This window comes from Enterobacter sp. 22499 (assembly GCF_052044815.1).
Lineage (GTDB): Bacteria > Pseudomonadota > Gammaproteobacteria > Enterobacterales > Enterobacteriaceae > Enterobacter > Enterobacter bugandensis.
In genome coordinates, this window is the sequence record NZ_JBQENR010000001.1 from 952,849 (window position 1) to 967,561 (window position 14,713).

12 protein-coding genes are annotated in these 14,713 nt (G+C 57.6%); 6 read left to right on the forward strand and 6 right to left on the reverse strand.

What is annotated here, in order from left to right:
* Positions 1-84 precede the first annotated feature (84 nt).
* The 4 genes from cydD (at position 85) to infA (ending at position 4,825) form a co-directional block, all read left to right on the forward strand.
* On the forward strand, positions 85-1,851 hold the full coding sequence (gene cydD / locus ACTJI7_RS04700; RefSeq protein ID WP_049136502.1) for a heme ABC transporter permease/ATP-binding protein CydD: 1,767 nt from the start codon (positions 85-87) through the stop codon (positions 1,849-1,851).
* Positions 1,851-3,572, forward strand: a complete 1,722-nt coding sequence (gene cydC, locus ACTJI7_RS04705; RefSeq protein WP_063154581.1) for a heme ABC transporter ATP-binding protein/permease CydC — start codon at positions 1,851-1,853, stop codon at positions 3,570-3,572. Before cydD ends, cydC begins: the two co-directional genes overlap by 1 nt.
* 45 nt (positions 3,573-3,617) lie before the next feature.
* The gene (gene aat, locus ACTJI7_RS04710) at positions 3,618-4,322 is read left to right on the forward strand and encodes a leucyl/phenylalanyl-tRNA--protein transferase (RefSeq protein WP_041910636.1); all 705 of its coding nucleotides are present in this window, start codon (positions 3,618-3,620) and stop codon (positions 4,320-4,322) included.
* Positions 4,323-4,606: 284 nt separating this feature from the next.
* Entirely contained in the window at positions 4,607-4,825 is a 219-nt protein-coding gene (infA, locus tag ACTJI7_RS04715) for a translation initiation factor IF-1 (RefSeq protein WP_002211347.1), read from the forward strand.
* Between the two features lie 70 nt (positions 4,826-4,895).
* Here infA and ACTJI7_RS04720 read toward each other — a convergent pair whose 3' ends face one another.
* The 3 genes from ACTJI7_RS04720 to clpS all read right to left on the reverse strand — a co-directional run bounded on the left by ACTJI7_RS04720 (position 4,896) and on the right by clpS (position 8,276).
* Positions 4,896-5,345, reverse strand: a complete 450-nt coding sequence (locus ACTJI7_RS04720; protein WP_063154583.1) for a hypothetical protein — start codon at positions 5,343-5,345, stop codon at positions 4,896-4,898.
* 303 nt (positions 5,346-5,648) lie between these two features.
* The gene (gene clpA, locus ACTJI7_RS04725) at positions 5,649-7,928 is read right to left on the reverse strand and encodes an ATP-dependent Clp protease ATP-binding subunit ClpA (protein WP_063154585.1); all 2,280 of its coding nucleotides are present in this window, start codon (positions 7,926-7,928) and stop codon (positions 5,649-5,651) included.
* A 27-nt stretch (positions 7,929-7,955) separates the two neighbouring features.
* On the reverse strand, positions 7,956-8,276 hold the full coding sequence (gene clpS, locus ACTJI7_RS04730) for an ATP-dependent Clp protease adapter ClpS (RefSeq protein WP_006174393.1): 321 nt from the start codon (positions 8,274-8,276) through the stop codon (positions 7,956-7,958).
* A 267-nt stretch (positions 8,277-8,543) separates the two neighbouring features.
* On the opposite strand from clpS, the gene cspD reads away from it, so the two are divergent.
* Positions 8,544-8,765 carry a cold shock-like protein CspD gene (gene cspD / locus ACTJI7_RS04735; protein ID WP_006809408.1) on the forward strand — a complete coding sequence of 74 codons (222 nt, stop codon included), beginning with the start codon at positions 8,544-8,546 and terminating at the stop codon, positions 8,763-8,765.
* 70 nt (positions 8,766-8,835) lie between these two features.
* Here cspD and macB read toward each other — a convergent pair whose 3' ends face one another.
* Positions 8,836-10,776, reverse strand: coding sequence for a macrolide ABC transporter ATP-binding protein/permease MacB (gene macB / locus ACTJI7_RS04740; RefSeq protein WP_049136608.1), 1,941 nt, complete (start codon positions 10,774-10,776; stop codon positions 8,836-8,838).
* The gene (gene macA, locus ACTJI7_RS04745; RefSeq protein ID WP_041910641.1) at positions 10,773-11,888 is read right to left on the reverse strand and encodes a macrolide transporter subunit MacA; all 1,116 of its coding nucleotides are present in this window, start codon (positions 11,886-11,888) and stop codon (positions 10,773-10,775) included. Before macA ends, macB begins: the two co-directional genes overlap by 4 nt.
* 159 nt (positions 11,889-12,047) lie before the next feature.
* Between macA and ACTJI7_RS04750 the strand changes: the two genes are divergently transcribed.
* Positions 12,048-13,004 carry a VirK/YbjX family protein gene (locus ACTJI7_RS04750; RefSeq protein WP_192979178.1) on the forward strand — a complete coding sequence of 319 codons (957 nt, stop codon included), beginning with the start codon at positions 12,048-12,050 and terminating at the stop codon, positions 13,002-13,004.
* On the opposite strand, the gene ACTJI7_RS04755 is transcribed toward ACTJI7_RS04750, so the two are convergent.
* Positions 13,001-14,659, reverse strand: coding sequence for an ATP-dependent endonuclease (locus ACTJI7_RS04755; RefSeq protein WP_440669782.1), 1,659 nt, complete (start codon positions 14,657-14,659; stop codon positions 13,001-13,003). The genes ACTJI7_RS04750 and ACTJI7_RS04755 overlap by 4 nt on opposite strands.
* Positions 14,660-14,713: the final 54 nt, after the last annotated feature.

The following is a 14,713-nucleotide window of genomic DNA, read 5'->3' on the forward strand; positions in this document are numbered from 1 at the left end:
AGGCGGCCACAGGTCGCCTTTATTTTTGCTCGCGTGTAACATGCAGATGTCTAATTTCTTATAACGTCACCTGCAAAATACGCAATGGAAAAAACCCGTCAACAAGAGTTAACACGCTGGCTGAAACAGCAAAGCGTTATTTCCCGCCGCTGGCTTACGATCTCCCGTCTTCTGGGGTTCGTTAGCGGTCTGTTGATTGTTGCCCAGGCATGGCTGCTGGCCCGCATTCTTAATCACATGATCATGGAGAACATTCCCCGCGAAGCGCTCCTGCTGCCCTTTATTGTTCTGATCCTGGTTTTTGTCCTGCGCGCCTGGGTGGTGTGGCTGCGTGAACGTGTCGGTTTCCACGCCGGACAGCATATCCGCTACGAGATCCGTCGTCAGGTGCTCGACCGCCTGCAGGAAGCCGGGCCCGCGTGGATCCAGGGTAAACCGGCCGGAAGCTGGGCGACGCTGATCCTTGAGCAGATCGACGATATGCACGATTACTACGCGCGCTATCTTCCGCAGATGGCGCTGGCGGTTTTTGTGCCGCTGTTGATTGTTATTGCCATCTTCCCGGTTAACTGGGTGGCGGCGCTGATCCTGCTGGGGACCGCCCCGCTGATCCCGCTGTTTATGGCGATGGTCGGCATGGGTGCGGCTGATGCCAACCGCCGCAACTTCCTGGCGCTGGGCCGGCTGAGCGGACATTTCCTCGATCGTCTGCGCGGGATGGAAACCCTGCGTATTTTTGGTCGCGGTGAAGCGGAAACCGAGAACATTCGCCTGGCATCACAGGACTTCCGCCAGCGCACGATGGAAGTGTTACGCCTGGCGTTCCTCTCGTCCGGCGTGCTGGAATTCTTTACCTCGCTGTCGATTGCCCTCGTGGCGGTTTATTTCGGTTTCTCCTATCTCGGCGCGCTGGATTTCGGCCACTACGGCACGGCGGTGACCCTCTCTGCCGGTTTCCTCGCGCTCATCCTGGCTCCGGAGTTTTTCCAGCCGCTTCGCGACCTGGGGACCTTCTATCATGCCAAAGCGCAGGCCGTTGGCGCGGCCGACAGCCTGAAAACCTTCCTGGAGACGCCGCTGGCGCACCCGGAGCGCGGTGACGTGGCGCTGAACGCTAAAGAGCCGGTAACCGTCGAAGCGAGCGATTTCTGCATTCTCTCACCGGAAGGAAAAGTGCTGGCTGGCCCGCTGAACTTTAGCCTGCCCGCCGGAAAACGCGTGGTGCTGGTCGGCACCAGCGGTTCAGGGAAGAGTTCTCTGCTGAATGCGTTATCCGGTTTTATGGCCTACACCGGTTCGCTGCGGATAAACAAAACTGAACTGCGTAATCTCGATCCCGACGCCTGGCGTAAGCAGCTCAGTTGGGTCGGACAAAACCCTCAGCTACCTGCTTCCACGCTGCGCGAAAACGTGCTCCTGGCACGCCCGGATGCTCGTGAAGATGAACTGCAGTCCGTTCTCGATCGCGCGTGGGTCAGTGAATTTCTGCCGCTGCTCCCGCAGGGTGTCGATACCGTGGTAGGCGATCAGTCTGCCGGGCTGTCTGTCGGCCAGGCACAGCGCGTGGCCGTCGCCCGTGCGCTGCTGAACCCGTGCCAGCTGATGCTGCTGGATGAGCCTGCTGCCAGCCTGGATTCACACAGTGAACAGCGCGTCATGGCGGCCCTGAGCGCCGCTTCCCTGCAGCAAACCACCCTGATGGTTACCCATCAGCTGGAAGGCATTGCTGACTGGGATGAGATCTGGGTGATGGAAAACGGTCATATTGTTGAGCAAGGCAATTACGCCGCTCTTGTTGCCGCGCAGGGGCCGTTCGCCGCCCTGCTGGCGAACCGTCAGGAGGACATCTGATGCGTGCTCTGCTGCCTTATCTTGCGCTCTATAAACGCCACAAGTGGATGCTGACGCTGGGGATCGTGCTGGCGATTGTAACGCTGCTCGCCAGCATCGGCCTGCTCACGCTTTCCGGCTGGTTCCTGTCGGCCTCCGCCGTAGCCGGGTTCGCCGGATTATACAGCTTCAACTATATGCTGCCGGCGGCAGGCGTGCGGGGTACCGCCATTACCCGTACTGCCGGACGCTATTTCGAGCGGCTGGTCAGCCACGACGCGACGTTCCGCGTCCTGCAGCACCTGCGCATTTACACCTTCAGCAAACTGCTTCCCCTCTCCCCTGCCGGGCTGGCGCGTTTTCGCCAGGGCGAATTACTGAACCGTGTCGTTGCGGATGTCGACACGCTGGACCACCTTTACCTGCGGGTGATCTCCCCGATAGTGGGCGCGTTTGTGGTGATTGTGGTAGTTACGCTGGGGCTGTCCGTTCTGGATGTTCCCGTTGCGCTGACGCTGGGCGGGATCATGCTGCTGACGCTTATCATTCTGCCGCCGCTGTTTTATCGCGCCGGGAAATCCACCGGGGAAAACCTGACGCGGCTGCGCGGGGATTACCGCCAGCAGCTGACCTCCTGGCTTCAGGGCCAGGCGGAGCTGACCATTTTTGGTGCCAGCAAGCGCTACCGTGCCCGAATGGAAAGTACGGAGCTGAACTGGCATGAAGCCCAGCGCCGCCAGTCGGAACTGACGGCCTTCTCGCAGGCGCTGATGGTGTTAATCGGCGGCGTGGCGGTGATCGCCATGCTGTGGCTGGCATCCGGCGGGATTGGCGGTAATACCCAGCCAGGCCCTCTTATTGCCCTCTTTGTTTTCTGCGCGCTGGCCGCATTTGAGGCACTGGCCCCTGTGACGGGCGCTTTCCAGCATCTTGGACAGGTGATCGCCTCTGCCCTGCGCATCACCCAGATTGCCGAACAGGAGCCTGAAGTCACGTTCAGTGCCGGGCAAACCACCGTGCCTGAGCAGGTGGCACTGACGCTTGATAACGTGACCTTCGCCTATGACAAACAGGCGCAGAACGCGCTGGAGGGTATCAACCTTTCCGTTAATGCAGGACAGCGGATTGCGCTCCTCGGCCGAACCGGCTGCGGTAAGTCGACGTTGCTACAGCTGCTGACGCGCGCGTGGGATCCACAGCACGGTCAGATTCGTTTTAATAACACGTTGCTGACTGATTTCAGCGAGCAGGCCCTGCGCAAGACCGTGAGCGTTGTTCCACAGCGCGTGCATCTGTTTAGCGCCACCCTGCGCGATAACCTGCTGCTGGCCGCGCCAGAGGCTTCGGACGATGATCTTCGCGCCGTACTGGAGCAGGTCGGACTGCAAAAGCTGCTTGAGGACGAAGGACTGAACAGCTGGCTGGGAGAAGGCGGTCGTCAGCTTTCCGGCGGAGAGCTGCGCCGTCTGGCCATTGCGCGTGCGCTGCTGCATGATGCACCTCTGATGCTGCTCGACGAACCTACAGAAGGGCTTGATGCGACAACCGAGAGTCAAATCCTTGATTTACTGGCAAACGTTATGGCAGGAAAAACCGTCCTGATGGTGACGCACCGCCTGCGCGGGCTGGCAAGTTTTGATCGGATAATTGTGATGGACAACGGACACATTATTGAGCAAGGTAGTCACGCAGAGCTGTTGGCGAAACAGGGTCGCTACTACCAGTTCAAACAGCGTCTGTAGACTATATTTGTAGCGTCCTCACTCGCGTACTGGAGTTTTGCTGTCATGCGCCTGGTCCAGCTTTCTCGTCATAACATCGCGTTTCCTTCGCCGGAGGGAGCGCTGCGTGAGCCCAACGGGCTGCTGGCCCTTGGCGGTGACCTTAGCCCTGCGCGGCTATTAATGGCCTACCAGCGCGGCATCTTCCCGTGGTTTTCTCCCGGCGACCCGATTTTATGGTGGTCTCCCGACCCGCGCGCCGTGCTGTGGCCAGCGCAGTTCCATCTGAGCCGCAGCATGAAGCGTTTCCATGCAAAATCCCCGTATCGCGTCACGCTGAATCACGCCTTTGGGCAGGTGATAGAAGGCTGTGCCGAAGATCGCCATGAAGGGACGTGGATCACCCGCGATATCGTCAACGCCTACCACCAGCTCCATGAGCTTGGCTACGCCCACTCCATTGAGGTTTGGGAAAAGGGGGAACTGGTTGGCGGCATGTACGGCGTGGCGCAAGGGACGCTGTTTTGCGGCGAATCGATGTTCTCCCGTGCGGTTAACGCCTCGAAAACCGCGCTGCTGGTCTTCTGCGAGGCCTTTGCCCAGCGCGGCGGACGCCTGATCGATTGTCAGGTGCTCAACGAGCACACGGCCTCTCTCGGTGCAGTTGACATCCCGCGACGACAGTATATTGAGCATCTTGACGCCTGCCGTCAGGAGAAGCTCCCGCGCGACTTCTGGATCCCCAGAACGCTCTTTATGCCCAATGCTTAAATGTTTTCCGCATATTTTTTGTGAGGGTGTTATAATTATGCCGCAGAGTAGCTTCTGCCTGTTGCCCCGCCGCCGTTTGGGACCCTCGCTTCAGATAACGTCCTGACGTTTATCCTGTTGTCTCCCCTTTACGAATGCGCTTCCTGTTCGGTTGTACCGTGACGCTTGGGCAATGCGCCGAAACTGTTTTGCTGCGTTTTAATCGCGCAATTCTTTACTTAATTGATGAATTTCGGCATTATCTTGCCGGTTCAAAACTTGGTAGTGATACCCCAGAGGATTAGATGGCCAAAGAAGACAATATTGAAATGCAGGGTACCGTACTTGATACGTTGCCTAATACCATGTTTCGCGTAGAGCTGGAAAACGGTCACGTGGTAACTGCGCACATCTCCGGTAAAATGCGCAAAAACTACATCCGCATTTTGACGGGCGACAAAGTGACTGTTGAACTGACCCCGTACGACCTGAGCAAAGGCCGCATTGTCTTCCGTAGTCGCTAATTTTTTCGCCTGTAATGGCAGATGAATATATAAAAGGTCGGGTTAATCCCGGCCTTTTTTATTTATGGCGTTAGTGTTGCTGCGTCGGAAGATGTATTGTCATCCATGGTTGTACAGGAGCGATTAAATCCCCCGCCATAGAATGAGCCATGTCATGGAGTAATCCCGTCAGGTGCGGCAGCATATCACGGTCCAAATGCGACACCAGCAGCACATGATTCAACGCCCGGCAGTAGTCACATTTCGTTTCTGTATCTTCAAGCAACCACTCTTTTTGTCGCGGTTGTTCCGCTTCTTCCTCAAATTCCACCACCTGAAAATCACGCATTGATTCTGTGAGGCCGGATTTCACCTCTTCCAGGTAGGCTCCGAGACAACGGCAAACGGGCTGCGTTTGCGGAAGTGATTTGCAATCCAGCAGGATTTCGGTGAGCAGTTGGCAGCGCTCTGCAAGGGTTGGGAGATCGGGGTTGAGGGAGAGTTCGGTGTAGAGTTGGGCGAAGCTATTAATATTAGTCATATGTGATCCTTTATGCACGCAAGATTATCTGTGCACACACTTTCAGGACGCCAATCCCGGCACCTAATTTTTGCAGGTGCGCCGCCATTTTATGACTGTGGATTTATCCAGCAACCAACGTCGAACAAAACTGGAAAGCGCCTCGCAAAATTTCGCTGCGGCCTGTTCCCCTCTCCCTAAAGGGGCGAGGGAACTGTTCAGTGCATACACTATTTTGTGTGAAACCCTCAGCCACAGCGAAAGGAAAAAGGCAGGCATAAAAAAACCGGGCTATTGCCCGGTTTTTAAGACCTACCTTACAACTCAGTGAGCCGCTTCCGGCTTGTGCTTCGCCGCACTCTGGAAATCGTACGTCAGTTCATTCTTCGCCTGGTCCAGCGCCACGGTCACCTGGCCGCCGTCCACCAGCGAGCCAAACAGCAGCTCGTTCGCCAGCGGTTTCTTCAGGTTGTCCTGAATCACGCGCGCCATCGGACGGGCCCCCATCGCGCGGTCGTAGCCTTTCTGAGCCAGCCAGTTGCGGGCCTCCTGGCTCACTTCCAGCGAGACGCCTTTCTGATCCAGCTGAACCTGCAGCTCGACGATGAACTTATCCACCACCTGATGGATCACCTCGGTAGACAGGTGATCGAACCAGATAATGTTGTCCAGACGGTTACGGAACTCCGGCGTGAAGATCTTCTTGATCTCCTCCATCGCATCGGTGCTGTTATCCTGGTGGATCAGGCCGATGGATTTGCGCTCGGTTTCACGTACCCCGGCGTTAGTGGTCATCACCAGCACCACGTTGCGGAAGTCCGCCTTGCGCCCGTTGTTATCGGTCAGCGTCCCGTTGTCCATCACCTGCAACAGGATGTTGAACACGTCCGGGTGCGCTTTCTCAATTTCATCGAGCAGCAGGACCGCGTGCGGATGCTTGATCACCGCGTCAGTGAGCAGGCCGCCCTGGTCAAAGCCCACGTAGCCCGGAGGTGCACCAATCAAACGGCTGACGGTGTGACGCTCCATATACTCGGACATATCAAAGCGCAGCAGCTCAATGCCCAACGCTTTGGAGAGCTGAACCGTCACCTCGGTTTTCCCCACGCCGGTCGGGCCGGCAAACAGGAAGGAACCAACGGGCTTGTGGTCATGCCCCAGTCCGGCACGGGCCATCTTGATCGCTTCGGTTAAGGCCTCAATGGCTTTATCCTGACCAAAGACCAGCATTTTCAGGCGATTGCCGAGGGTGCGCAGCGTATCGCGATCGCTCTGAGAAACGCTCTTCTCAGGAATACGCGCGATGCGGGCGACCACGGACTCGATATCCGCCACGTTAACGGTTTTCTTACGCTTGCTGGCCGGCATCAGGCGCGCACGCGCCCCGGCCTCATCAATCACGTCAATCGCCTTATCCGGCAGGTGACGGTCGTTGATGTATTTCACCGCCAGCTCCACCGCCGCACGCACCGCTTTCGCGGTGTAACGCACGTCGTGGTGCGCTTCGTACTTGGTTTTCAGGCCGTTGATGATCTGCACCGTTTCGTCAACCGACGGCTCGGTGACGTCGATTTTCTGGAAACGACGCGCCAGCGCGCGATCTTTCTCAAAAATGTTGCTGAACTCCTGGTACGTCGTGGAGCCCATCACGCGGATCTTGCCGCTTGAAAGCAGCGGTTTGATCAGGTTTGCCGCATCCACCTGGCCACCGGAAGCCGCACCTGCGCCGATGATGGTGTGGATCTCATCGATAAACAGGATGCTGTTGGTGTCCTGCTCCAGCTGTTTTAACAGCGCCTTGAAGCGTTTTTCAAAATCACCGCGGTATTTAGTGCCCGCCAGCAGCGAGCCAATATCCAGCGAGTAGATGGTGCAGTCGGCAATCACTTCCGGCACGTCGCCCTGCACAATGCGCCAGGCAAGCCCTTCGGCAATCGCCGTTTTACCCACGCCTGACTCGCCCACCAGCAGCGGGTTGTTCTTGCGGCGACGGCACAGCACCTGGATCGCACGCTCCAGCTCTTTATCGCGGCCAATCAGCGGGTCGATGCCGCCAACGCGAGCAAGCTGATTAAGGTTGGTGGTGAAGTTTTCCATACGATCCTCCCCGCCTGCTTGCTCTTCATTGTTATTGACCTGATTGCTGGAATCCGATGCCTGGTTAGGCTCGTCTTTGCGCGTTCCGTGAGAAATAAAGTTAACCACGTCAAGGCGGCTGACTTCGTGTTTGCGCAGCAGGTAGGCAGCCTGTGACTCCTGCTCGCTGAAGATGGCGACTAAGACGTTTGCGCCAGTCACTTCACTACGTCCGGAAGACTGGACGTGGAAAACCGCGCGCTGCAACACGCGCTGGAAGCTGAGCGTCGGCTGCGTGTCGCGCTCTTCTTCACTGGCTGGCAGCACCGGTGTGGTTTGTTCGATGAAGGCTTCGAGTTCCTGACGTAGCGCCACCAGATCCACGGAGCAGGCTTCCAGCGCTTCGCGGGCAGATGGGTTGCTAAGCAGTGCGAGCAGTAAATGCTCGACGGTCATAAACTCATGTCGGTGCTCACGCGCTCTGGCGAAAGCCATGTTTAAACTGAGTTCCAGTTCTTGATTGAGCATAGGCACCTCCCCCAATTTTATGCCTTATCAGGCCTTTTCCAGCGTACACAGCAACGGATGCTCGTTCTCCCTCGCATAGTCGTTCACCATCGCCACTTTGGTTTCCGCCACCTCGGCGGTAAAAATGCCGCAGATAGCTTTGCCACGATAATGAACGGTAAGCATCAGTTGCGTTGCACGTTCTACATCATAAGAAAAGAACTTTTGTAGCACGTCAATAACAAATTCCATCGGCGTGTAATCATCGTTCATTAACATAACTTTATACATAGATGGCGGTTTTAGCGCGTCGCGCACTTTATCTTCCGCCAGCTGGTCAAAATCCAGCCAGTCGTTGGTCTTACCCATTTTGCATAACCACTTTGAATCTACCTCAGATGTTAGATAACAATCATCTATTACTGTCATCCGCGATGTCTGTCACAAACTGTTGCAATAGCGTTAACTGCTTCAAACTTTGGTTGATTATTGTCCCAACTCCAGCGCCAAACGCTTGACGACGTCTTTCGTTTATCTAAATTGTACAAGCGTGAGATGGCGAGGTTTTGAACAGCCCCCACTCCACCACCGGTTCATTCCATCTTAATTTATAAGATTTACGAAGGATGTCGAAGCATGGAAATGGGTACTGTTAAGTGGTTCAACAACGCCAAGGGGTTTGGCTTCATCTGCCCCGAAGGCGGCGGCGAAGATATCTTCGCTCACTATTCCACCATTCAGATGGATGGTTACAGGACGCTCAAAGCCGGGCAGTCCGTCCGGTTCGATGTACACCAGGGACCAAAAGGCAATCATGCAAGCCTAATCGTACCCGTTGAAGCAGAAACGGTTGCATAGCTCTCTGTTTTATTGTGTACATCACGCAGTCAAAATGCCAGCCCGATCGGCTGGCATTTTTATTTTCGGGTTATTCCCGAGCCAGCGCGTCCACCGGATCCAGCCGCGCCGCGTTGCGCGCAGGCAGCCAGCCAAACAAAATCCCGGTAAAGGTGGAACACAAAAACGCGGTGAGTATCGCCATCGGCGAGAAGCCAATCTCCCAGCCGGGTAAAAAGAGCTGGAGCGCAAAGGCAATCATCATCGAGAGCGCAATGCCCATCGCGCCGCCCACCAGGCATACCAGCACCGCTTCAATTAAAAACTGCTGAAGCACGTCGCTGGCCCTGGCCCCAACCGCCATGCGGATGCCAATCTCCCGGGTGCGTTCAGTTACCGACACCAGCATGATATTCATCACCCCGATACCGCCAACGACCAGCGAGATCACCGCCACCAGCGTCAGGAACAGCTGAAGAGTACGTGTGGTCTTTTCCGCCGTTTTCAAGAGGCCGTCCATATTCCAGGTGAAGAAATCCTTCTTCCCGTGGCGCAACGTTAACAGCCGTTCCAGCTGCTGTTCCGCCAGCGCGCTGTCATAGCCCTCCTTCACGCGCACGGTGATGGAGTTAAGCCACGACTGGCCCATAATCCGCCCGGAGATGGTGGTATACGGCAGCCAGACGCGCAGGATCTTGCTGCTGCCGAACATCGACTGCTTCTCTTCCGCCACGCCAATGACCGTGGCAGGCATGTTGCCGACGAGGATCACTTCGCCCACCACGTTCGCTTTATTGGGGAAAAGCTGCCTGCGCGAGTTGGCGTCCAGCACCACCACCTGCGCCCTCCCCGCCAGTTGTTCGGCGTTGAAGGTGGCGCCTTCGCTGAAGGTCATGCCGTAGACGTTGAAGTAGTCGCCGCTCACGCCGTTGGCGCTGGCCGCCACGTCGATGTTGCCGTAGCGCAGACGGAGGTTTTGCGAGACCGCAGGCGTGGCGGAGTTCACCCACGGTTGCTTCTGAATCGCCGCCAGATCGTCATACTTGAGCGCCTGCTGATACTGCGGCTCGTCGTCGCCGAAGTCTTTGCCGGGATAAACGTCAATGGTGTTGGTCCCGATGGCGCGGATATCCGCCAGCACCAGTTGCTTGGCCGCGTCGCCCACCACCACAATCGACACCACCGAGGCAATACCGATAATGATGCCGAGCATGGTCAGCAGGGTGCGCATTTTGTTGGCCGCCATCGCCAGCCAGGCCATGGTCAGCGCTTCACGAAAGCCGCTGGAGAACTGCGCCCAGCCGGTTGACGCAGGCAGCGCTTCCTTCGGTGCCGCCGCGCGGGACTCACGCGGCGGCGGGTTGCTCACCAGCTCGCCGTCGTGGATCTCTATAATGCGTTCGGCCTGCTTTGCCACCTGCGGATCGTGGGTCACGATAATCACCGTGTGGCCCTGATCGCGCAGCTGGTGCAGGATCGCCATCACCTCTTCGCCGGAGTGGCTGTCGAGCGCCCCGGTCGGTTCATCCGCGAGGATCACCTGCCCGCCGTTCATCAGGGCGCGGGCAATACTCACGCGCTGCTGCTGGCCGCCGGACAGCTGCGACGGCTGGTACTCCACCCGCTCCGCCAGCCCCAGGCGCGTTAACAGCGCCTTCGCGCGCTCAAGGCGTTTCTTCCGCTCAACGCCCGCATACACCGCGGGAACCTCCACGTTCTGCGCCGCGCTCAGGTGAGAGAGCAAGTGGTAACGCTGGAAGATAAAGCCAAAGTGTTCCCGGCGCAGCTTCGCCAGCGCGTCGCCGTCCAGCGTGGAGATATCGGTTCCGGCCACGCGATAGGTACCGCTGGTGGGTTTATCCAGACAGCCGAGAATGTTCATCAACGTCGATTTACCGGAGCCCGACGCCCCGACAATCGCCACCATCTCGCCCGCCTCCACGCTCAGGGAGATGCCTTTCAGCACCTCCACCGGGCCGTCGCCGGACGGATAGCTGCGGCGAATGTCCTTCAGCTCAAGCAGCGCGGTCATTTAGCGGCTCCGGGCAGGCTTTCGCTGACAACAACCTCCTCGCCCTCTTCCAGCCCTTTCTCCACCACCACGTCGGTGTCGTTGCGCGCGCCAATCACCACCTCGCGCTCGCGCGTTTCACCGTTGCGCAGCACTTTCACCTTGTAGCGATTGTCCCCGGCGGATTCACCCAGCGCGGAGAGCGGAACGGTCAGCACGTTCTTCACGCCGGTCAGCTGGATGTGCACCTGCGCGGTCATGTCCAGGCGCAGCACGCCCTTCGGGTTTGGCACTTCAAAACGCGCGTAGTAGAAAATGGCGTCGTTAACCTTTTCCGGCGTCGGCAGAATGTCTTTCAGCACGCCTTCGTAGCGGGTCTGAGGATCGCCGAGTACGGTAAACCAGGCATTCTGCCCCGGCTTAAGATGGATCACGTCCGCCTCGGAGACCTGGGCCTTCACCAGCATGGTGCTCATGTCCGCCAGCGTCAGAATGTTTGGCGCCTGCTGGGCGGCAATCACCGTCTGGCCCTGCAGCGTGGTAATTTGCGTCACTTCCCCGGCCATCGGCGCGACGATTTTTGTGTAATCAAGATTGGTTTTCGCCGTATCCAGCGAGGCCTGATTACGCTTGATTTGCGCGTCGATCGTGCCAATCTGCGCCTGTTTCACCGCCAGTTCAGTCGCGGCGGTGTCTAAATCCTGTTTGGAGATAGCCTGGGTTTTCGCCAGCGCCTGCTGGCGGGTCAGCGTTACCTGCGCCAGGTTACGCTCTGCCTGCGCCTGCGCACGCTGCGCGCGCAGCTCCATCAGCGTCGCTTCCACTTCGCGGATCTGGTTCTCAGCCTGCTCGGGATCGATAACGCCAAGCAGCTGGCCTTTTTTCACCTTGTCGCCAATCTCTACCGACAGCGTTTTCAGCTGGCCGCTGACCTGAGCGCCGACGTCAACTTTGCGCAGCGCATCAAGTTTGCCCGTCGCAAGGACATTTTGCTGCAGTTCACCCGGACGAACGATCAGCGTCTGGTACTGCGGCACAGGCGCGTTAAGCACCTGCCATAACCAGAATCCACCGGCTACAATCACCAGCGCCAGCAGCAGAAACAGCGTTCTGCGTTTTCCCTTGAGGTTCATAAATATTCCAAATAAATGTTCTGGCAATAATAAACGTTGATTCTATCTAAACGACTCCTTAACGAAACCCCTGTTCTCCGAAATCACCCTAATTTGTTTACAAGACGTTGATATTTCCCCTGCTGAAATAGCGGTATTCCAAAAGACTCAGGATTTATCATGTCTTCTATCGTCGATACACCTCTTCCAAACCTGACGCAGCCGACATCCGGCTGGCAGCTCTTCAAAAATCTGGCGTTCGGCAAGATCGCGCCCGGCCTTGCATGGCAGAACCCCGCCTATCGCCGTAAGTTCATGCTGCGTTCTCTGGCGACGCCCGTGAGCACGTCTCGCCTGTTAACAAACCTCGCTAAGCAGCCGCGTCTGATGCAGATGCTGCAGGTGCAGCCCGGTCTGCCGTGTCGGCTTCATCGTCCCTGGCTGACGGTGAAGATGGATCGCCAGCACGCGCTGGAATCCCTGAACTGGCACTATCAGGCCATGAGCCGCCAGCTCCCGACCGCGCTCCTGAAGGGCTATCTTTCGACGCAGGGGACTACACTGCTGACCTTAACCGGGAAAGATGAACAGCAATTTACCGTCCGCCTGTGTGCCGATGCGTTCCTGGATAAAGAGGGAGAGGCCACCCTCACCTTCTGCGACGTTCAGAATACGGTGCTGGCGGAGCTAACCTTTACGCTCTGCCAGTTTGAAGGAAAATCGACGCTGTTCATCGGCGGTTTGCAGGGCGCGAAAGCGCATGTTCCCCATGAGCTGATCCAGAAAGCGACGAAGGCCTGCCACGGTCTGTTCCCGAAACGCCTGCTGGTTGAAGCCGCCATGACGTTCGGCGCCGCATTCCCGGTCGCGCAGATTGTTGCCGTCAGTAATGCCACCCATATTTATCGCAGCTGGCGCTACCGCAAGAAAAAAGAGGGAAAACTGCTGGCCGATTACGACGGCTTCTGGAGTTCCCTCGGTGGGGAAAAACAGGAGAGCGGCCACTTTATGCTGCCGCTTGCCATGCCGCGTAAACCCGTAGAAGAGATCGCGAGCAAAAAACGCGCCGAATACCGTCGCCGCTACGCGCTGCTGGATAGCCTGATTCAGCAGGTGAAACAGGCGACCGAACGTTAATCCGCCCTTCCGCGTGCCAGCCACAGCACGCGGGAGAACATTTTCCGCAGCAGGGTCGGAACCGCCTCTACGCCCCGCCTTCCCGCTTCCGTCGCCACTTCAATGGCTAAGTCCGGTTTCGACGAACGGTGAATAGCTTTGGCGATCACGCGCCGCATGTTCATCGGGACGTCGACCGGCACCATCGCAATGCGGTGGAATACGTCGTCAAAGCCCTGACGGTACATAAAATGCTCCATGTCCATCGCGGGCAGCATCGTTAAATGATCCCGTTCTTCTTCCCGCTCGTTGTTCAGCAGGCTGCGCACGGTTGAGGCATATTTTTTCCCCGCCTCGTCGCCGTCCACCAGCACATGCCATTCAATTCCCATTCGGCGGGCAAATTTTATCAGAGGTTTTAATCCCGACTGGGCAAATTCGATCACCTTAATACCTTCGGCATCAAAATGGTGGCCGCACTGGCGCGCCAGTTCGTTGATGACCCAGGTCTCCGTTTCCCCCTCCACCAGCAGCCAGCAGCGGGCGAAGAGCGACGAGGCGCGATTAAAGCGTATATGAAACGCGATTCGCCGCCCGTCTTCGGCGTTCATCCCGCCGGGTCCGAGGCGGTATGCGGATACGCGGGAGGACTCGCGCACCAGACGGCAGATGTGCTCCACCGGCGTCAGCGATAGCAGCTCACCGGAGTTGGTGGTGGTAATCCGTTGGAGCGGCAGCAGATTCAGCAGGTGCCACGCCACGGAGAGCATGATGGGGTGCAAGCGCGTTTCCGGATCTTCCACCAGCAGCAGCGGGCGGGCATCCCGGTCAAGACGTACGGTGCCCTTCGCCTGCAGAAGCGTTGAAAACAGCCCCAGCAAAATCACCCGATGGGTACGCCCGCCGGGCCGGTCGATCATCCGGTTGATGATGTCGAGATAGCGCCAGCTGCGCTGTTCATCATGAGAACGGCGGCGCATCAAACGATGGCGCGACTCCGAGGTGCCCTGCTCGGAAAAATAGTGCTCCAGCAGTTGCACCATCGCCGACAGCCCCTGACGAATTTGACCATCGGTGAGGTTTTGCGGACGCGACACCAGCTCTCGCGCCAGGAAATCCAGCTCGCGGGCGGTGACTTCCACCTCCGGCATATTCGGTACGGTGCCGTTACGAATACGGCGCATAAAGCGCGCATCGCGCAGGCGTAACACCGGCGTCAGGCGGATAAGATGACGCGCCAGATCGTCGATATTCTCCAGCGGAATCGGGTTGGCTTTCTCATCGAGGAATTCACGCAGGGTCAGTACCCCCTCGTTATCCGCCATCTCACCTTCCAGCCGATAGAAAATCCGGTGGAAACCGTCGTCGCAGGGCACCCAGCAGGGCGACAGCGGGCGGAAGCGACGCACGCGGTGACGGCCGGGTTCGGATTCACGGAACGTCAGGATGATATGCAGGTGCTTCTCGCGGCCCGCGATATCGCCGGGCGGGAACCAGAAATCATCGTGGACGAAGTGATACAGCTTATCTTCGGGTGAAAGCAGCAGCGTCAGCGCATCCAGCAGGCTGGACTTACCCCACGCGTTCTCGCCGATCAGGACGTTGTTCTGCTCCAGCTGCAGCGACAGGCGGTTAATACCGCGAAACCCGACAATTTCCACACGTTCGAGAAGCATAAATCCCCCGCGAAATGATCACTTTTTCCTTTAAGTTATCAGCAGTATAGCGGC